General features: G+C 43.7%; 19 protein-coding genes. 9 read left to right on the forward strand and 10 right to left on the reverse strand.

Annotation, left to right across the window (positions count from 1 at the left end; all coding sequences use genetic code 11):
- Complete coding sequence (locus tag FPZ42_RS13445; protein WP_146272159.1) at positions 1 to 1,155, reverse strand: hypothetical protein; 1,155 nt, start codon at positions 1,153 to 1,155, stop codon at positions 1 to 3.
- Positions 1,156 to 1,465: 310 nt separating this feature from the next.
- Here FPZ42_RS13445 and FPZ42_RS13450 point away from each other — a divergent pair, with 310 nt between their 5' ends.
- Entirely contained in the window at positions 1,466 to 1,909 is a 444-nt protein-coding gene (locus FPZ42_RS13450) for a hypothetical protein (RefSeq protein WP_146272160.1), read from the forward strand.
- A 78-nt stretch (positions 1,910 to 1,987) separates the two neighbouring features.
- Here the strand turns inward: FPZ42_RS13450 and FPZ42_RS13455 are convergent, their stop codons facing one another.
- Genes FPZ42_RS13455 through FPZ42_RS13470 form a run of 4 tightly spaced genes read right to left on the reverse strand, consistent with a single transcriptional unit; the run spans position 1,988 to position 5,802 of the window.
- Positions 1,988 to 3,289, reverse strand: a complete 1,302-nt coding sequence (locus FPZ42_RS13455; protein WP_146272161.1) for an MFS transporter — start codon at positions 3,287 to 3,289, stop codon at positions 1,988 to 1,990.
- A 14-nt stretch (positions 3,290 to 3,303) separates the two neighbouring features.
- Positions 3,304 to 3,966: a bifunctional 4-hydroxy-2-oxoglutarate aldolase/2-dehydro-3-deoxy-phosphogluconate aldolase gene (locus tag FPZ42_RS13460; protein ID WP_146272162.1), complete on the reverse strand. Its 663-nt coding sequence runs from the start codon at positions 3,964 to 3,966 to the stop codon at positions 3,304 to 3,306.
- The gene (locus FPZ42_RS13465) at positions 3,956 to 4,975 is read right to left on the reverse strand and encodes a sugar kinase (protein ID WP_146272163.1); all 1,020 of its coding nucleotides are present in this window, start codon (positions 4,973 to 4,975) and stop codon (positions 3,956 to 3,958) included. The genes FPZ42_RS13460 and FPZ42_RS13465 overlap by 11 nt, the downstream gene beginning before the upstream one ends.
- 11 nt (positions 4,976 to 4,986) lie before the next feature.
- The gene (locus FPZ42_RS13470; protein ID WP_146272164.1) at positions 4,987 to 5,802 is read right to left on the reverse strand and encodes an SDR family oxidoreductase; all 816 of its coding nucleotides are present in this window, start codon (positions 5,800 to 5,802) and stop codon (positions 4,987 to 4,989) included.
- A gap of 156 nt (positions 5,803 to 5,958) precedes the next feature.
- Between FPZ42_RS13470 and uxuA the strand changes: the two genes are divergently transcribed.
- Positions 5,959 to 7,146 carry a mannonate dehydratase gene (gene uxuA / locus FPZ42_RS13475; protein ID WP_146272165.1) on the forward strand — a complete coding sequence of 396 codons (1,188 nt, stop codon included), beginning with the start codon at positions 5,959 to 5,961 and terminating at the stop codon, positions 7,144 to 7,146.
- 140 nt (positions 7,147 to 7,286) lie between these two features.
- On the opposite strand, the gene FPZ42_RS13480 is transcribed toward uxuA, so the two are convergent.
- Complete coding sequence (locus tag FPZ42_RS13480; protein ID WP_146272166.1) at positions 7,287 to 7,478, reverse strand: hypothetical protein; 192 nt, start codon at positions 7,476 to 7,478, stop codon at positions 7,287 to 7,289.
- A gap of 80 nt (positions 7,479 to 7,558) precedes the next feature.
- Here FPZ42_RS13480 and FPZ42_RS13485 point away from each other — a divergent pair, with 80 nt between their 5' ends.
- Positions 7,559 to 9,706: a GH92 family glycosyl hydrolase gene (locus FPZ42_RS13485; protein WP_146272167.1), complete on the forward strand. Its 2,148-nt coding sequence runs from the start codon at positions 7,559 to 7,561 to the stop codon at positions 9,704 to 9,706.
- A 424-nt stretch (positions 9,707 to 10,130) separates the two neighbouring features.
- Entirely contained in the window at positions 10,131 to 11,024 is an 894-nt protein-coding gene (locus FPZ42_RS13490) for a glycoside hydrolase family 25 protein (protein ID WP_146272168.1), read from the forward strand.
- Positions 11,025 to 11,044: 20 nt separating this feature from the next.
- Here the strand turns inward: FPZ42_RS13490 and FPZ42_RS13495 are convergent, their stop codons facing one another.
- Positions 11,045 to 11,314 carry a CHC2 zinc finger domain-containing protein gene (locus FPZ42_RS13495; RefSeq protein ID WP_186458770.1) on the reverse strand — a complete coding sequence of 90 codons (270 nt, stop codon included), beginning with the start codon at positions 11,312 to 11,314 and terminating at the stop codon, positions 11,045 to 11,047.
- Between the two features lie 320 nt (positions 11,315 to 11,634).
- Here FPZ42_RS13495 and FPZ42_RS13500 point away from each other — a divergent pair, with 320 nt between their 5' ends.
- Positions 11,635 to 12,036, forward strand: coding sequence for a response regulator (locus FPZ42_RS13500; protein WP_146272170.1), 402 nt, complete (start codon positions 11,635 to 11,637; stop codon positions 12,034 to 12,036).
- 103 nt (positions 12,037 to 12,139) lie between these two features.
- On the opposite strand, the gene FPZ42_RS13505 is transcribed toward FPZ42_RS13500, so the two are convergent.
- Entirely contained in the window at positions 12,140 to 12,715 is a 576-nt protein-coding gene (locus FPZ42_RS13505; RefSeq protein WP_146272171.1) for a TlpA family protein disulfide reductase, read from the reverse strand.
- 45 nt (positions 12,716 to 12,760) lie between these two features.
- Positions 12,761 to 13,663: a metallophosphoesterase family protein gene (locus FPZ42_RS13510; RefSeq protein ID WP_146272172.1), complete on the reverse strand. Its 903-nt coding sequence runs from the start codon at positions 13,661 to 13,663 to the stop codon at positions 12,761 to 12,763.
- Positions 13,664 to 13,793: 130 nt separating this feature from the next.
- Here FPZ42_RS13510 and FPZ42_RS13515 point away from each other — a divergent pair, with 130 nt between their 5' ends.
- From FPZ42_RS13515 to FPZ42_RS13530, 4 genes are all read left to right on the forward strand, one after another.
- The gene (locus FPZ42_RS13515; protein WP_146272253.1) at positions 13,794 to 14,273 is read left to right on the forward strand and encodes a DUF4385 domain-containing protein; all 480 of its coding nucleotides are present in this window, start codon (positions 13,794 to 13,796) and stop codon (positions 14,271 to 14,273) included.
- 112 nt (positions 14,274 to 14,385) lie between these two features.
- A complete protein-coding gene (locus FPZ42_RS13520; RefSeq protein ID WP_255563158.1) occupies positions 14,386 to 15,699 on the forward strand; it encodes a paraquat-inducible protein A in 1,314 nt (437 codons plus the stop codon).
- A 16-nt stretch (positions 15,700 to 15,715) separates the two neighbouring features.
- Positions 15,716 to 17,056 (forward strand): paraquat-inducible protein A, encoded by a 1,341-nt coding sequence (locus FPZ42_RS13525; RefSeq protein ID WP_146272174.1) that lies wholly within the window; start codon positions 15,716 to 15,718, stop codon positions 17,054 to 17,056.
- A 161-nt stretch (positions 17,057 to 17,217) separates the two neighbouring features.
- On the forward strand, positions 17,218 to 18,552 hold the full coding sequence (locus FPZ42_RS13530; protein WP_146272175.1) for a putative sensor domain DACNV-containing protein: 1,335 nt from the start codon (positions 17,218 to 17,220) through the stop codon (positions 18,550 to 18,552).
- An 11-nt stretch (positions 18,553 to 18,563) separates the two neighbouring features.
- Here the strand turns inward: FPZ42_RS13530 and FPZ42_RS13535 are convergent, their stop codons facing one another.
- A complete protein-coding gene (locus FPZ42_RS13535) occupies positions 18,564 to 19,817 on the reverse strand; it encodes an arsenic transporter (RefSeq protein ID WP_146272176.1) in 1,254 nt (417 codons plus the stop codon).

Raw genomic sequence — 19,817 nt, forward strand, 5'->3', positions numbered from 1 at the left:
TTATTTTTCCGTTACGGAAGTGTTTAAGCTTTTGAATAAAGTAGTAACAGGTTGTTTATCGGTAGTGCCGTAACCTCCCTGCAGGATGCTTTGGCCTGTTACTCCGGGATTATTGCCATGCCCCATAAACCATTTACCATCCGTATTGCTGATGCTGATGCCGGCTACACCTGCCGCCTGCAGTGAAAAATCGGTGCAGTTGTTATAACTCAGGTGGTAATCCACGTCATTGTATTCTTTAGTAAGCTTCAGGATCTTTTCAAAACTTTTCCTAGAAATAAACTTCCCGATGATCTCATCCCATTTGTGCCCCGCGTCATTTTTGAATTGCGATGACGTTGACGGGAACCAAGGTGTTGCGGAGAATAAATGGTCTTTTTTAGGGTAAAAACCAAATGAGCATGAAACGTAAGTAGAATCTGTATTGTATTTGATCAATGTGATATAGGTATGCCCGGTATAAGCCAGTACGTGCACTTTCTTTTTACCCGGCGAAGGCTGCTTTACATGAAAAAGCAATGCATAGGCCACCGCTTGTTTCCCATCGTTGAACGTACCTGAAATATTTTCGTATGTGGTTCTTTTTGATTTATCACTCCGAACCTGCAGGCTTTGAACGTATGCTAAGGAATCGTCTTTGGTGTTGATTGGCAGATCAGTGTTTTGGCTGGTATCTATTTCCAGGCTGTCTACAGCAGCGGCTTCTTCATTGTCTTTTAGCTTTTTATCCTTCTGTAACGTTTTAAAGAAGCATTTCATCGCCAGGGGATAAAGTTTCAATCTTGCGAAAAGATTTGCAAACTTGAACAGCGTTTTATTTCGCGCCTCATTACCTGCAGCGTTGTTATCACCTATCTCAAGCTGTTTGAGATAATCCATCAATTGCCTTCGGTCTCTGGAATTATTAAGACTTACAGATACCTTTTTTTGCAGGGAGTTTTCATTAACATCATCAAAAATGCTCGACAACTTTGCTGCTTTAGATGCTGTAAAAGCTTGCTCGTCAATGTAAGATGAGTTAGCAGATAGTGAGTCAATAGCATTGTCCTTGTAAGGTAGGGATGCTGACAATTGTGCACTGGCGGTTGCTGTGCTAAAAGCCAGTACGACAAAAACAGAAATTTTTAAAAGCGATAAACGTATACGATCAATCATAGTAAATTGCCATTGATAAGGTGGACGCTCAGGCGTAGGGGGATCCTATCAGAAACAATAGCAGCGCGCGATTTTTAGCCGCCCGGTGAGATAAAGATAACAACTAACAATTGTGAAATACACAAATGTGGAGTATTTCACACTTTTTAACATTAAGAAGACTTTAACATAAGCCCCTATTCCGAATTGCTCAATGATTAAAAATTCAATCATAATATTATTTTTTGATTAAATATTATCTTTAGATTTATGTAATTGCCGTCAATAAAGTTTTTACGTCCTCGTTTTTAACCAATTAAACATTATTTTTATGAAAAGGAACCTTATGTTATCATCGCTGATAGCTGTTATGCTATTTGCTTTACCTTCATTTACTCCTGTTGACACTAAACCTCCTGCTAAGAAGGCCGCTAAGAGAAATGCAGCACCTTTACAGCAAGATTTCCCTGCATGTGGGGCTGTGCTCAACATTCATGTTACATCTTTTTCAGCCTATTCAATAACCATAGAATGGAACCCAAGTTCAGCCAGTTCTTATGGTATCGGTGGCTATTGGAACACAACCGGTCCAAGCCTGCCACCACCGAGCGGCACCACTTATGCTAATAGCTTAACGCTTGCAATTCCATCTTCAGCAACAGGTGGCAGGGTAGCTATATTAGCAAAATGTGCAGACGGCAGCACTTCTACCGGCGCTGATTTTTCACATGGGGTGTTGTTTGATAAAAACTCACTTACCTGGAGCACTTTTTAAGTTATTGTTATAGACGGTAAACAACAGGGCCCGCTAATGGCAGGCCCTGTTTGTTAGATATAAATAGGTGACGGTTCTTTAAACTTTTAGGATTATTCTTTTAGGCTTAGCATTTAAAAAATGCATCAATAACCAGGCAACGATATAGGCACAAGCACAGATGCTGAAAAGTATATTATACCCGGCAGTGATATTTCCCGACGCTTTTGCAGCGTCAAGTATCCAGCCGATAAAAAATGGGAACAAAATTCCGCCTACCGAACCCGCCATACCACCGATGCCAATAACTGAACTTACTGCATTTTTAGGGAAAATATCTGATGCTGTGGTGTAAATATTTGCGCTCCATGCCTGGTGGGCTGCTGCAGCTAAACTGATAAGGGCTACCGATTGCCAAATATCAGTAGCATACCTGGCCGTAAAGATGGGAACTACGCAAAGCGCAAAAATAAACATAGCGGTTTTGCGTGCCCTAAATACAGGCATACCTTTTTTAATGAACCATGACGATAGATAACCACCGCCAATGCTGCCCGCAGTAGTCGCCGTGTAGATGAGGATGAGCGGTAATGTGGGTTTCTTTAGATCGAGGTTAAAGGTGCTTGAGAAATAGGAGGGTAACCAGAACAGGAAAAAGTACCACATTGGGTCTGTTAAAAATTTTCCTATCACAAGCGCCCACGTTTGTCTAACGCTGAATAAACTTGTCCAGGCAATTTTCTTTTCAACTAATTCACTTTCTGCAGTTTCTTCTTCAGCATCACTATTGATGTATTCAAGTTCAGCAGTATTAACCTTTTTGTGGCGGGAAGGTATCTCGTAATATATCCACCAGAATATCAGCCACACGAAACCTACAGCACCTGTGATGATAAAAGCCATTTGCCAGCCGTATACACCCAGTATCCACGGAACCATAATAGGGGCCACAACTGCGCCAATATTAGCGCCGGAATTAAATATTCCGGTTGCAAAGGCTCGTTCTTTTTTGGGGAACCATTCTGCGATAGATTTTACCGCTGCCGGAAAGTTGCCGCTTTCGCCGGCACCAAGGGCCGCACGCACTACACCAAAGCCAAATGTGCCTTTCACCAACGCATGCGCCATTGCCGCAACGCTCCAAACGATGAGCGACAAGCTGTATCCCAGTTTTGTCCCAAGCTTATCTATAAAAGCACCGACCGCTAACAGCCCAACGGCATAAGCAGCCTGGAAAGCCATCACTATATCGCTGTAATCTTTCTCAGACCAATTAAATTGCTTTTCAAGCGTGGGCTTAAGTAAGCCGATCACCTGCCTATCCAGATAATTAATGGTTGTGGCAAAAAATAGCAACACAACCACCGTCCAGCGGTAGTTAGTTTTTTGTGTTTGGCCCATGATGTAAAGTTGCGTTACCTTGCTTCTTTAACCAGTTCTAAAGCGTGCAGGGTATCGGTATATAATTGGTTATAATTCTTCTCATTTAGCAGTTGCGGGCTTATCAGTTTACTACCCATCCCAACCGCTACAACACCAGCTTTAAACCACGAAGAAATGTTGTCGGCACTCATATCAACACCGCCTGTAGGCATCATTTTAACACCCGGGAATAGTTCCTTTACTGCCGATACAAAGCCCGGCCCCAAAACATTAGCAGGAAATAATTTCACAAACGAAACATCAAAATAACGGGCAACTTTGTCTATTTCAGTAGGTGTCATACAACCCGGTATCCACAAATAATTATTCGTGATAGCTAAATGACCCACTTCTTCTGCAACCACCGGCGATATAAAAAAATCAGCTCCGGCAAAGGCGTAATCATCAAAGTCCTGGGGAGTTTTAATGGTGCCTATCCCCAATATGAGGTCTGGCAGTTCTGTTTGCTGCAATTGTTTTAAGACCTTAAAGTTCTCCAATGCAGCCACACCTCTGTTGGTATATTCAATAACACGTATGCCTGCTTTGTAAAGTGTTTTTACCGCATCTAAACTTACCTGCTTATCGGCATGATAAAAAAGGGGCAACATGCCTTGCGTGATTATAGCATCAGTAATTTCCTGTTTAGATTTCATACCGGATAGTGTTTATTATATCGTCAACGGTGCTTGTTGTAGCATCGCCTTCGATAAAAAGCTTTGCAAATGCCGCTGCGGTAGCAAAGTCTAATGTTTTTTTATAGGATAGTTGATTATAAATGCCGTATATCAAACCGGCCATAAAGCAATCGCCGCTGCCAACTTTGTCAATTACGTTATCGGCATTGTAGGTTGCAGAGCTGTGAAATTCGCCATCGGCATAAATGGATGTGTAGTAGTTGATGCCATCCTGTTGGTCAAACCGGAAGGTGTTGGCTACCACCTTGCACTTAGGAAATGCTTTGATGACATCTTCCGATGAACGTAAACCCTCCTTAAGATAGATACTTTTCTGCCCCGACTCGTGGATATCGCCTAAAACGGGTATGCCTAAAAGTTTTTCCGCAGCCCATACATTACCCATTATCAGATCGCAATATTTAGCAAGTTGCGGCATCACCTCAATGGGTTGCTTGCCATATTGCCAAAGCTTAGCCCGGTAGTTAAGATCAACAGATATGTAAATGCCTCGCTCAGAGGCAGCCTTAAGCGCTTCTTCACACAGCTCTGTTGCTTCCTGGCTTAGCGCAGGGCAAATAGCGCTGAAATGAAACCAGCTAACATCCTGCAGAACCTCATCCCAATTAACAGTCCCAACTTTCAGTTTAGCGAAGGACGAGCCGGCACGGTCGTATATCACGGCATCGTGCTTCATATCCTTGCCTTTGGTGAGGTAAAAAGTACCCAAACGACCTTCACTTTTTGAAATGGCGGTAATACCGATGCTCCGCTTTTGCAGGTAAGTGAGTAACTGATTGGTAAGGCCATTGTCCGGCAGGGCTGTAAAATATTTAACGGGTATGTTCCATATAGCGAGTGCTGTAGCAACATTAAGCTCCGCACCACCAACATGGAAAGGCATGGTGTTAGTGGCTAACCATTGTCCGTCCGCGTCAGGGCAAAACCTGAGCAATAACTCGCCGAATGTTAAGACTTTCCCCGTCATAAAACCAATTATTAAACTCCGCTAAAAATCGAGAAACCACCATCAACGCATATCATGGAGCCCGTTACAAATGCCGATGCATCGCTAAGCAACCATACCAAAGCGCCTATCAACTCATCCGGATGGCCAAACCTTTTAAAAGGTGTTTTATGGATCACTGATTCGCCTCTGGAGGTATAGCCGCCATCAGGCGTGGTCAACAAGTTACGGTTTTGTTCAGTGAGGAAAAATCCTGGAGCCAGGGCATTCATGCGGATAGCATCGCCATAACGGTTGGCCAGTTCAACGGCGAACCACTCAGTGTAGCAGTCAACGGCTGCTTTACCCATATTATAACCCAATACCTTGGTAACAGCCTGTTTTGAATTCATGGAAGATATATTGACTATACTGCCTTTGCCTGTTTGTGCGATGGCCTCACCAAATATCTGCGTAGGGAGGATGGTGCCCCAAAGATTAATATCCAGCACTTTTTTCATGCCATCGATATTCATCTTAAAAATATCTTCATCAGGCTGTATAACGCCTGCGGGCATATTGCCGCCTGCGCCATTAACCAGGCCATCTATGTGGCCAAATTTATCTAATATCTGCGTTTTGGCTTGTGTAAGCGCTGCTTCATCAAGCGCATCTGCAATAAGGGCGATAGCTTTGCCGCCTTTTGCGTTAATGGCTGCAGTACGCTCATCAGCAACCTGTTTATTGCGGCCCAGGACGCCAACTGCACCACCTGCTTCAACAATGCCGTTAATAAAAGCGTTGCCTAAAATGCCGGTGCCGCCGGTAACTATTATAACTTTCCCCTCAAGCGAAAATGAATTGTTCATAGGTGTATTGGCTTATACGATGCTTAACCGTTTGGTAAGGTTTATAATGCCTTAGGATGGCAATGTAGTATAATGCAGGCTAAAATGAAAAAGCAAACAGATTTTTGTTCAATTTTTCGATGATGCATATGAGTAATTAATTTTGTTATTTACGGTATGAGTTTAGAACAAACCTGGCGCTGGTACGGCCCTCATGATCCGGTTTCTTTAAGTGATGTTAAACAGGCAGGGGCAACCGGTGTGGTTACTGCTTTGCACCATATCCCTAACGGAGAAGTTTGGCCGGTAGCTGAAATACTTAAGCGTAAGAACGAGATAGAAGCCGCCGGTTTAACATGGTCGGTAGTGGAGAGTGTGCCGGTGCATGAGGATATCAAAAAGCGCACAGGACAATTTGAACGCTACATCGAGAATTATAAGCAATCACTGCTTAACCTGGGGCAGTGCGGTATCGATATCGTTTGTTACAATTTTATGCCTGTTCTGGATTGGACGCGTACCGATCTGGAGTATCGCATGCCCGATGGTTCTACAGCCTTACGGTTTGATATGAGCCATTTTGCGGCTTTTGATATCCATATATTAAAGCGGCCAAACGCTGCCACAAGCTATCCAGAAGCCATCCGGGAATGCGCTCAAAGATATTTTGATGAATTAAGCGAAGAAGGAAAAAGGTTCGTCAGCAAAAATATCATTGCCGGGCTGCCGGGGGCAGAGGAAGGCTATACTTTAGAACAGTTTTTGAAAGTACTGGCCGCTTATGATGGTATTGACGCCGCTACGCTGAAATCCAATCTTTTCTACTTTTTAAAGCAGGTGATCCCCGCTGCGGAGCAGGCAGGGGTGTTGATGTGCATCCACCCGGATGACCCGCCTTACAATATATTGGGATTGCCCCGAGTAGTAAGCAACCAGCAGGATATAATTGACATTTATAACGCGGTAGATAGCCGCCACAACGGACTCACCTTTTGCACCGGTTCGTTCGGTGTAATTGAAAGTAACGACTTACCCGCTATGGTAAAGCGCCTGGCTGATCGCATACACTTTATACATTTGCGCAGCACCAAACGCGATGAATTTGGCAATTTTTACGAAGCAGATCACCTTGCCGGGGATGTAGATATGTATGAGGTGATGAAAGCTTTACTTGAAGAACGAAAGAAACGCATTACGGAAGGTCGTAAGGATACGCGCATGCCCTTCAGGCCCGATCATGGGCACAAGATGCTGGACGACCTCCACAAGACCACCAATCCGGGTTACTCTGCTATCGGTAGACTGCGCGGGCTGGCAGAGCTGAGAGGTTTGGAATTGGGTATTAAAAGAGCTTTTGATCTGTAATACAGTATTTTATGTGATTTTACCCAATAAGCGTTCACGTTCACGGCATGAACACTTGTGAACACCGTGAACACTGGTGAACGCTGATAGACTCGAACCGTCCTGAAAAAAGTTTACAGATCAACTTTTGTCAGTGCTTTTTACCCGGGATGCACAGTGCCATCGTCCCGGTCTTTATTTGGCTCGGGTATGATCTCGGATGGTATATCATCGGGCGCTTCCTTAGGTATCTCAGGCGTTTTCGGGTCTCCGGGCCGGGTTATTTCCGGGCCTTCAATGTGCGCCGGCATCTCCTCGGGTTCGTTCGGTATGGTTTTGTGCTGTTTGCTCATATTAATAAAATCAACTATTAAGGCAATTGTTTTTGGGGGATAACTGTCTTTTAAACATCTTACTATTATAAACCTTTATAATGAGAAACAGTACTACCTTAAAATTGGCGGTGGCCCTGCTGCTAACGTCTGCAACAACTTTGAAGGCACAGCAAAGAAAACTTAGTTCGTATGTAAATACCTTCATTGGCACCGCGCCTATGAACGACCCTAAAATATTGGGCTACGAATTACCTAAAGACTGGCGCTCATGGGCTGGCTTAACTTTCCCCGGCAGTGCATTGCCAAATGCCATGGTACAATTGAGCCCTATTACCCAATACGGATCAGGTGCAGGTTACCAATATGAGGACGATACCATTTTAGGCTTTACCCATACCAATAAAGGCCATTGGAACCTTTGCAACGTGCCACTGATGCCTGTTAGCGGTAAAGGCGGCAAATTTAGCTCTCACTTTAGCCATCAAAAAGAAAGTGCTTCGCCGGGGTTTTATCGGGTTTATCTTAATGATCAAAAAGTAAACGTGAGCCTTACATCAACCTTACGTGCCGGCTTTCACCGTTACGAGTTTGACAGCAATACAGACCGAAGTATATTATTTGACCTTGCTAAAGCCAACAACAGGGTTAACGATTGGAAAATAGAGCAAGTTGGTAATGCCCTGCAAGGCTACCAGAACGTTGGCGAAGTGATCTACTTTTACGCCGTTGTAAACAGTAAGATAGATAGCGTAGAGAAACGCAACGAAGGCAAGCGTGATGGTTATGCCCTGGCACACATCAGCAACCAAAGCAAAGGGCCCGTTGAGGTTAAAATAGGTCTATCGTTTGTGAGCATGGCTAACGCTAAGCTAAACCTGGAGCAAGAGTTAGGCAACAAAACGTTTGAGCAGGTGCGTACAGATGCCGCCAACATCTGGGAAAATACCTTAGCCAAAATACAAGTTAAAGGGGGAGAGGAAAAAGATAGGCGTATGTTTTATTCATCGCTGTACCGCTCACTGCTGTGGCCTTGTTTAAGAAGTGATGCTAACGGCGAGTACACCGATGTTAAAAAGCAAGTAGTGAAAGGCGATTTCCGTTACTATACAGATCCGTCGCTTTGGGATACTTATCGTAACAAGGATGTTTTGTTGGGGTTGCTTTTTCCAAAGGTTACTACGGATGTGATCAAATCCCTTAAAGATCATGGCGATAAAACGGGCTTTATCCCCACCTTTTTCCATGGCGACCATGCTGCATCATCTATCGCAGGTGCTTACCTGCGCGGCATAACCGATTTTGATATCAAAGATACTTACCGCTTGTTGCTGCGTAATGCTAACATCGAGGGCGGTACACGTCCGTTCATCAGCGAGTATATCAAGAACGGATACATTGCCGAACCGGAGCAGCCAAACCCTAACGTTGAGACAAAAGGAAAAGCATCCGTATCAAAAACCCTGGAGTATGCTTATGATGATTATTCCGTTGCGCAATTGGCCAAGGCTTTAGGCGATACGGCTAATTACCGCATACTAATGGCCCGCTCTAAAAACTACAAAAATGTGTTTGATAAGCGCGTAAACTTTATGCGCGGCAGGCAGCCAAACGGCGAGTGGATCCAAAACTTCAATCCGCAATACCCGTATTATGAATACATGTTCCGCGAGGCTAATGCCTGGCAGGTTTCATTCTATGCACCGCATGATATGCCCGGCCTGGTAGAACTTTACGGAGGTAAAAAGAAATTTGAGGCTAAATTGGATTCACTGTTCACCGTACCATGGAACCCCGAGTACAAAGCCCGCAACGTAGAGACCATGATAGGCCAGTACTGCCAGGGAAACCAACCAGATCATGAAGCGCCGTTTGCCTATTACTTCGTAGGCAAACCGGAGAAATCTCAACGAAAGCTGGATTACATCATGAAAAATCTTTACGGCATCGGTAAAGAAGGTTTGGAATTGAGCGGAATGGATGATGCAGGTGAGATGTCGTCATGGTACGTGCTAACCTCATTGGGTTTATACACCTTTTCTGCAACTGATCCGCAGTACCTAGTTACCGTACCATTATTTGATGAAGTGAAATGGACAACAAGCAACGGCAAAGTGCTCACCATTAAAAAACCGGGCAAAAGCCGCAACCTAAAAGACATTAAAGTTAACGGTAAATCCATCAAAGGCTACTTTGTACCCCATAGCTTGTTTAAAACAGGTGGTACTATTGAAGTGGTAACGAGGTAAGGCAGGCGAGGATAATGTAGATAGCAGCAGTAATTGGGGATTCCCTCCCTTGGGAGGGGGTAAGGATGGGGTTAGCCACGCAATGAAACCCCTCCCTGCCTTTACGCATTAGCCGCCGCACCCCTCCCAAGGGAGGGAATAGTGCTGCATTTGATTTGTACTGTGTAAATAACATATATCTTCTGAAAAAAATATATCCAAGATCGCCAGTTGCTGTGGTATTGAATTTTCATTCCCTCCTTGGGGAGGGGTGGGCAGGTACGTGCGTGAAAAGCAGGGAGGGGTTTCTACAAGCGAATAAGCCCTGCCATTGCTACAATCAACATACCCCACCCAAGGGAGGAAATTTAAACTTTAAGCTAAAGCTGCTCAACGTTGTAACTTTAATAGGTTTAAACTCCATCCGCACGCTCTATATTTGCACGTGCCTGCTCCTCAAAAAAGAACACCCGCTAAAAAAACTTCGCCGGTAAAGCGTAAACCTGTAAGCCGTAAAAAGAAAAAAAGCCAGGGTGGTTATGCTTATCTTAAGTGGTATATCGCAGTGCTGGCATTTGCAATTTTGTTCTCGCCGTTTTACTATGGTTACGTGTTTAAGCTATTCTCATCTACCTGGCGCTGGTTTGAGGACCTGGGTACGCCAGCATCGGGCAGGGTTTACAAAAGCTTCGGCATAGCCATACCCGAGGGTTACAGCATACATGGGATTGATGTTTCGTACGCACAGGGCAAGATAGATTGGCAAAAGGTGAGCACTATGCGTGAGGATGGAGTAAGCGTGCGTTTTGCGTTCATCAAAGCAACAGAAGGATTACTGACCGTAGACCCTTATTTTAAACGTAACTGGCGCGAGGCGGCTAAAGTGGGGATGCGCTGCGGTGCTTATCATTTCTTTCGCCCTAAAAAAAATGGCCTGTGGCAGGCGCGTTTCTTTTTGCAGAATGTACAGGTTGAAAGCGGCGACCTGCCGCCAGTGGTTGATATTGAACGGCTTGATGGCAAATCGCCGGAGGCTATGCGCAAAGAGCTTAAGGATTATGTGTTGTTCATAGAATCTAAAACAGGCGTTCAGCCCATCATCTACACCGGCATTAGTTTTTATAACGATTACCTGCGCGGGCATTTTGATGATTACCCGCTTTGGATAGCACATTACAACCAGCCAAAATTAAAAGTGCGCGGCAATGCCAACTGGCGCTTTTGGCAACACTCTGAAACCGGCCATATTAACGGCATAGGCCACACGGTTGATTTCGACGTGTTTAAAGGCGATAGTTTATCGCTGCAAAAAATGCTGGTTAAAAAAGAGAACGATTAAGCCCAAAGCTTAGCCGATCCTTAATAAGCCATCTTTTCTTTCGGGAAACTTTTTTGGGCAAGCTTGCCTACAATTTCATTGCGGCTCTTACCTTCAAGGTGCATTAAAAATTCTATTGGTCCGCCTTCAACGCCGCAACCAAAGCATTTAAAAACGTTACTTGCAGGTATCACCATTAACGATGTGGTTTCATCTTTATGGAAAGGGCAGCGTCCTTTTAAAGCCTTGCGGCTTTGTTGTAAAAGCACGTGTTTAGAGACAATTTCTACCAGGTTCAGCTTATCAGTCATCATTAAAAATTGATGCCCAAACATACTAAAGACGCTTTTTTTTGGCAACAGCATTTTGGAAAATGATTTGTGCATGATAAACGCCAGGTATGCCTGTTTTTCTATTAAGAAGATGGTTTAATTAAAACAATAACCTGGGCTACTTGGTTTTATTGGGAATAAAAAGTAAAAAGGCATTTGTAAGGCCACTGATAGTAGTCCGAAAAGTTTCACAACTACTGAGCTCAGCGTTGGCTTACATCGCCTTCTCGCCAAAAACCTGTTAATACAGGTATTATGATTGTAAACCGGTATTTAAATTTAAGTGTTAAGGGAAAGTAATGGGTAAGAGGGTATTGATAATTGATAATGACCACGATGTGCTGGACGTTATTCAGGAAGCTCTGAGTTATGAGGGGTATGATACTGTAACGTTGATTGACAGTGATGGTTACGAGCAAACACTTGCTAAAGAACAATTCGATATTGTTATCATAGATTACTTATTGGAAGGAATAAACGGTGGAGATATCTGCCACCAGATCAAATCGGCTGATGCGTCTAAACACATTCCGGTGATCATCATGTCGGCTTATCCCAAAGTGCTTCAGTCGCTTGGCGACTATGGCTGCGACAAATTTATGCCAAAACCTTTTGATCTTACGGAGTTAATAGATGTAACTAACCAACTGGTGAACAGCCGCTCGGGTAAGCATACTGAAGCACTGCACGAGCCGGAATAACCCGATAGCAAAATTTTTGTTGAGCCAGGCGACGCTTGGTTTATCTTGTTTTGCCGGAAAGCGGCTTAACCGCAGGTCAATTTACCTTATCAACGGAAATAAATCATTTTGCATTCGCCAGCTGCTTTATATACGTTGCAAATTTATCATCGCTGTAATCGGCCATACCCTCGTGCCTGAAAACCATTTTGCCGGTTTTATCAAACACAACGGTAGTTGGCAGTGCACTGCCCAATATATTATCGGGTACATAAGAATTTGCCTGTGCCAGCGGTAAACCATAGCCATGTTTTTGGATAAAAGGTATGGATTTTCCAAAATTATGGTCGGCATCTATCATCAGGAAAATAATGTTGGTATCAGCCTTTAACTGCTCATGCAATTGATCGATAGCCGGCATTTCAGCAATACATGGAGGGCACCAGGTAGCCCAAAAGTTGATGAAAATTACCTTACCTTTAAAATCGGTCAGTTCCCGTTTTCTCCCGTCCGGATATTCAATGCTAATAGCAGGTAGCCCTGCAGTGTTCCCGGTTTGCTTAATATCCGGGCTAAAAAGCCCTATCTTCATCAAGCCTCTTATCACCAATATCTTAACGGGCGGTACAAATAATATAGCCAATAGCAGGCTTGCAAATATGGCGTTGTATAGATACTTAACGCTCTTTTTCTTCTCCATATAATAGGGGTACTATTATACCCACAAACGTAGCAAAATGCACTATTAGTATATCATGTATTTTTCTTTAAAGCTGCCATCGGCATAAAGGTCTATCAGCCCATAACCCGGAAAGGTTTCGCGGCGGTTACCTTCCCACCAGGCGCCGCTTACAGCACCATCACAAATGTAGGTTACATTATTATAAACCAGTTTTTCGCGCAGATGGATGTGCCCGCTGAGGCAAAGCTTAACGTTTGAATGTTTATAAAATAGCGAAATGATCTTAGCTGTATCGGTATGCATATCACCACCAAGCATCACCCATTTGTTCACCACATGATCATCGATCAGGTTAGTTGCCGTTAATATCGGGATGTGCGACATCACCAGCACCGGCATTTTTGCATCGGTTTGCTGAAGTTCACTCTCCAGCCAGTTAAACTGCTCGTCGCCTAACTTACCAATGTACCAGGTGCCATCAATATCCAGGTGTACGCTATCTAAAATGATAAACTTCCAACCGTTTTGACTAAAGCTGTAATAAGGTTTTGTAAGCTGCAACTGGCCCATGGCATATTGCTTACCATATACCGACAGGTCTTTTTTATCTTCCTGCCACCAAATGTCGTGGTTACCAAGGCAATACTTAACAGGCAGGCTGCAATCATTTTGAATGATGCCTTTATATAAATTCCACTGCGCATCGATAGTGCTCAGCTGCTCCTTATTCATGTCAAAGACAATATCGCCGCCGTTCAGGATCAGGTTTACCTTCGGCGTTTGTTTTTGCAGGTGATGCAGGCATCGCGCAAACTTAGCAGGTGCGCCAAACTGGTCTTTCAAATGCACATCGGTGATATGAGCTATGCGCATTACCGGTTTTGCGGTACTGTTGATATTTGCTTTTGCTAATGCCGGCGCTAATAAACCCGCGCCAATTGATTTGAGTGCTATTCTTCTGTCCATACCGCAAGGTAGGTTATGTGTATTAATTAGGCGTTAAGGGGCTTGTTTGATTTTGTTGAATTGGATCTCTCTTTGGGGCGAGTTGTCAATTATCAGATGAACTTTTAACGTAGTGATACGTTCCCACATCATGCCACGCCCAAGCTATCTTGATTTTGATAATAACAGCTATCCATGGAAGCCTGACGTAGATTACCGGAAGCACCCGGAACTGTACAAGGTAGGAAAGGGAGAACAAGGCGTTTTAATATGCGAACCCTACAAAAGCGAAATAGGAAAATACTGGCGATTTAAGACACCTGAAATAGCCCGCGAAAGCAGTGATAAGATATTTGAACTGTTTGAACACTACCTTGCTAAGGGCGACTTTGTTGGCGCAGATATGAGTCGTAAATATTTGCAGATGGGTTACACACGGGCCCGGAGGTACGCAAACTACAAAGGCGGCAAAAAATATGATGCCGACCACAACTACCAACAATTAGAACGGGGAACAGGTGAAACCGCAAAAGCAGAAGCCGCTAAGATATTTTACGACAAATGGAAAGCCGCCGAAGCGAATGAAAGCTATACCATACAAAAGCGGGATTGGAAAAAGAAATACGGTTGAAGGCTCATAAACATCGATCTATCCGCATAAAAAGAGTGAGGTTATGCTTAACTACTAAAACATTTAATCTTTTATAAAGTTATCAACCAAAAACCTGCTAATCTTCATTAACTTGAAAACGCAAACCTCAAAACAAAAAACGCTTTATAACCTCCTGCTTATATTCGGGTTGGCTGCATTGCTTTGTGTTGAGGGTTATGCCGGTTGGCGCCTGCACGAACTCTCAAAACAGCAGGAAGAAATTAAAACAGATTACTCAAACGTTAATAACATTACGCTTGGCCTATTCTCAGTAGACCAATGGAAGGACGACATCAAAGGCATCATCAACCACCAGGTGAGGCATTTTGAGATGACCAAACAGCAGCGTAAAGATCTGCAGAAAGAGGTTGAGCAGATCATTATGGCGTTGATCAACAAGGCAGAGGGTATTCTCAACCGTCCGCCTAAATCATTGGGTGGCAAGCTTAAAAAGTTTGCAATAAAAACCTTTGTAAATACTGATGACATTAAAGCTCAGGTGCCGGCTTTCGCCAAGAAAATAATTTCCCAGGCTGATAATCCTAACAATAAAAAACAGCTAAGCAAGCTGGCATTAGGCAAAGTTGCCGTACTTGAGCAGAGCGCTTATGTAGATAGCACACTTTCTGTTAAAGATTCTATCATGAACGTGGCTTTCAAAAAATATCATGTAAAGAGTCAGGATATTCTCAACAAAAAGCTAAACACATCTTTAAGCGAGATCAGGACACGGATGTATAACTATTCATTTGTGATGTTGGGCTGTGTGATATTTGTATTGTTATTGTGGTGGTTGCTTCGTAAACGCACCGAACTGCATGTGGCATTGTTCATCATGTCGTTACTATTTGCATTTATCTTATTAGGTGTAGGCCTAACTGCATCAATGTTAGAAGTAGACGCCCGCATAGGCTCGCTTGATTTTGTGCTGTTGGGCGAACATGTGACCTTTAAGGACCAGGTGCTGTTCTTCCAAAGTAAAAGTATATTGGATGTAGTAGAGGTGCTGGTAAAACAACCCAAGCCCGATTCTATAGCAGTGGGTATCCTCATCCTTGTTTTCAGTATCTTGTTCCCGGTAATGAAATTATCTTCAACAGGGATACACCTGCTCAGCAAAAAGAAAATTGCCGAGAACAGGTTCATCAAATACTTTGCTTTCCAATCCGGCAAGTGGAGTATGGCCGACGTTATTGTGATCGCTATTTTAATGGTATTTATCGGCCTGAACGGTTTGCTGCAAAGCCAGTTAGCTATGCTGGATATCCAGAGTGAGCCGCTTACCATCATCACTACAAATAATACCGCTTTGCAACCGGGCTACATTATATTCATCAGTTTTGTGGTTTATGGTTTGATATTGTCAACCATATTGAAATTTATAACCCCGCACGACGCGCATTAACTTATTATAATTACGAATGACCAACGCTAAACATATTTCTGCTGACAGCAAAAGGGCTAACATCCTGCTTGCTGCCGGGCTTATATTGCTTTTAGCGGTAGAGGTTTTTTGTGGCTATTGGGTTGATGTACTATCTAAACGCCAGGAGCAGCTTAAGGAAGATTACAGCGCTATTAATAATATTACGTTCGGGATTTTCTCAGTCGATCAATGGCGCGATAAGATTGTAGGAGTGGTGGATAGCCAGGTTACCGAGTACAAGATGACCCGGAAACAAAAGCAGCAAATGCAGGCCGCAGTTGAAAAGCAATTGAACGGACTGGTAACATCTACCGTTGCTGAGTTTAATAAGCCGCAAAAATCATTAGGCGGTAAACTTAAAAAGTTGGCCTTTAATGCGGTTGTAGATGTTGACGACATCCGTGCGCAGGTGCCGGGCTTCGCGCGAACCATTGTTACCAAAGTAAACAGTCCCACCAGCACAAAAAGATTAAAAGGAATAGTTACAAGCAAAATAGGCCAGCTAAGCCGTCAAACTTATGATAGCACAGCCGAAGCGCATACTACCCTAACTAAATTCATGTTCCACAAATACCGGGTAACAAATGTGGAGCAGTTTAACAAACAGTTAGATAAAGAGGCCAGGGAAATGACGGCTTTGATATACCGGTATGCATACGCCATGTTTGGCTGCGTGGTATTTGCATTGCTGTTGTGGTGGTTGCTGCGTAACGCTGTACATCTCAGGACCACTTTGTTTGTGCTATCATTGTGTATAGCATTTGTGCTGCTTGCGGTTGGGGTAACGGCTTCTATCATAGAAGTAGATGCGCGTATAAGTTCGCTTGATTTTATGTTGCTCGGTGAGAAAATAGGCTTTACCAACCAAGTGCTGTTTTACCAAAACAAAAGTATCATGGAGATTATCTGGGTACTGCTTAGCCAGCCTAAACCCGATGCCATTGCAGTAGGTATTTTGCTGTTATTATTTGTTGTTATCCTTCCGGTACTTATATTGATTGCAACAGGTATGTATGTTTCAGGCAATCAGCGTTTGTCTGAAAACAAAGTAGTGCGCTACCTTGCGCTTGAGTCGGGAAAGTGGAACATGGCCGATGTGATGGTGGTAGGTATCCTCATGACCTATATAGGTCTTAACGGCATTCTACAAAGTCAGTTATCAGGACTTAACATGCATAGCGCTTCCTATAACGTAAGTACTGTTAACCAAACCGGTCTGCAGCCGGGTTATTTGATATTTGTGGCATACGTTGTTTATGAAACGGTGCTTAAACAAATATTAAAGCGCATCACCGGCAAAACAACTGTGCCACGTGCTCACGCAACTGAAGCGTAATTATCTACAGTCTTCTACTGCTTATGCTGTGTAAACTTACAAGTCCGAACAATTAAGTTTTACAACTGTTAAAAAAATGCTGTTATAACTATCGAGGGTAATTACTACCTTAACCGATGCTGCCTGTATCCGGCGCAAATTTTAATATCTTAAATATGCCAATGGCAAACGCAAAACCTAAAGACCTGGCCCTGCACGTGATGGAGAAGCTGCAGCACAGTAAATTAGCGCTGCCTGTACCAACACTATCCGTGCTTGAAGATCTTTTTGAGTGCGTTTTCTTTGCCAGTATGCGAACAGAGGAAAGTGACCTTGTAAAGGTGACCATTACGCTGATCGATCCCAATAATCCCGATCCTCGCCCGCCTAAAAACCCAGTTGCCGAGCGCTGGAGTGTAATAAGGTTTGATAAACGCACCGAGTTTACTGTTAAAAATATTGTAAAGCTATCAAAGGCAGCAGACCCGTCTACCACTTCACTTGCCGTTTATTACGATGATAGCGGTAAACTGTACATCTGGGGGATGATAGACCAAATGCTGCATTATCAGAGCTTTTTAAATTACGAATCTGATTTTGGCTCCGAGCAGCCCGGTATTTTCCAGGTTTTGGTTAATGATATAGGTACGCTTGATGTGATGTTTGATTATGAGTTGCTTGCAACACTTAAACAAAACATTTTAATAGCCAGGTATCTGGATGTTTTCACCATTGGGCCGGTATCCAAGATATTAAAAGATAACGCAGGGCATTTAAAGGATGATCTTAAAACCTTTTTGGCAGAAAGCCATGCGGCAGAAGATTTTGAAGATTGGGAGACCTTTGCCAATGGCTTATGGATCCAAACCCTATCGCGTTTGTTGTTACGGGTGCAAAACTATCACCACGGTGGCGGCATACTGATAACCGATAGTGAAGAGGATATCGACCTGAAATACAAGGTGCATTACGATAGATTAAAGATCGCTATCAGCAAGTTTGCCCGCGAGACTGTAAATAATTACGTGGCAGAAACGCTGATTGATGAACATTTGCAAGCCGGGAAAAGGTCTGTTGCCAAAGAACACTATCAGGAAGAATCGCGCTCGTTGTTTTGCAGGCAACAAATAGCCGATGAGATAAAGGGCTGCATCGCTTTCCTGGCATCGCATACCTGTGTGGATGGGGTGCTGGTGTTTGATCGCGATATGGTATCAAAGGGCTTTGGCGGTGTGCTCAAATCCAAAAAAATGCCCAGGAAGATCTATGTATCGCCTACGGCCACTGCAACGCCTAAATCACTTATACCGGCAGACCCTAATCACTTTGGCACACGCCACAGGTCAATGATCGGCTACTGCTGGAACCACCGGGGCAGCCTGGGCCTGGTAGTTTCGCAAGATGGTGACATCAGGGCGTTTTACCGCATAGAGGAAAAGCTCATCATGTGGGAAAACATCAAAACGCAGCAATTTTTAAAGAGCCGCAAACTCAAGGTCAGCGCCATTAAACGTTGATTTTATAATATTTAAAAGCTGATGTAAGGCAACAGCAATAACACGGCTATCAGCGGTATCAGCATTACAAATACACCATACTTTAAAAATTGCATAGCAGTAACGTTGATGTTTTCACGTCTTAAGGCGTTAAGCCATAAAATGGTTGCAAGCGAACCGGTTACAGATAAGTTTGGTCCAAGGTCGATGCCTATCAGTATCGCCTTGCGGATCAGATCTGATATATGAGACATCTGCGAGATCTCACCGGCAATTAAACCGGCAGGCAGGTTATTCACCAAATTACAGGCTACGGCTAAACCACTACCTGTTAAAAAGGATGCAGTTTTATCGTGCCCGGCGGCATTGCCAAACATCGCGTTAGCAAGCATATGTGTTACACCTGTTTGCGTAAGTGCTTCTACTATAACAAAAAGCCCTGCAACCAACGCCAGCACACCCCATGAAACCTGTTTCAAAAAAACACCCATTGATTTTTTTGAAGTAATGCTGATGAGGACGGTACATAGCAAACCGGTTATAAAGGTTGGCCAGCCTAATTGAATATCAAGCGCAGAGCAGGTTAATAAAACCACAATGGTTAATATAATGCCGTAAAGTGCGAGCTTACCTGTTTTGCTAAGCACAGGCTGGGGAAGGTCAGATTCAAAAGTTTCTTTCAATGATTTAGCCTGCAGCCTCTTAAGTGCCACGTAAGTAAGCACAATAACTACGATTGACGGCAGTAAGAAATGCCCCAGCCAGGTTAATAGCGACGGCAGTTCTTTTTGATAGATAACCAGGTTGGCAGGATTCGATATTGGAAGCAGGAAAGACGCTGCATTTGCAACAAAGGCGCAAATAAGCAAATAGGGCAGGTTATTTTTAACACCGGCAGCCTGGCACGATGCAATAACCGCCGGGGTTAGCACAACTGCAGTGGCATCGTTGGAGAGTAAAGCGGTAACAACCGTACCGGCTAAAAATATAAGCAGGAACAGTCGCTCAGCGGATCCGCGTGAGGCCCTTACCGTATAAGAAGCTATCCAGTCGAAAAGTTTTTCTTCACGGGCGGCTTCAGACAAGAGCATCATCCCGCTTAGGAAAAGATAAACGTCAGTGCCTTTGCCAACGCCTGTTGTTACGGTTTTAAACGAGATCAAACCGGTGATAAACAATATCAAAGCGCCGGCTACTGCCCAAACCGCTTCCGGAAGTTTAAAAGGCCTGATGATAACGCCGGCAATTGCAACTATTGAAATTGCCCAAATGATGTAATGGTTCAT

Source organism: Mucilaginibacter achroorhodeus, from assembly GCF_007846095.1.
Classification (GTDB): Bacteria; Bacteroidota; Bacteroidia; order Sphingobacteriales; family Sphingobacteriaceae; genus Mucilaginibacter; species Mucilaginibacter achroorhodeus.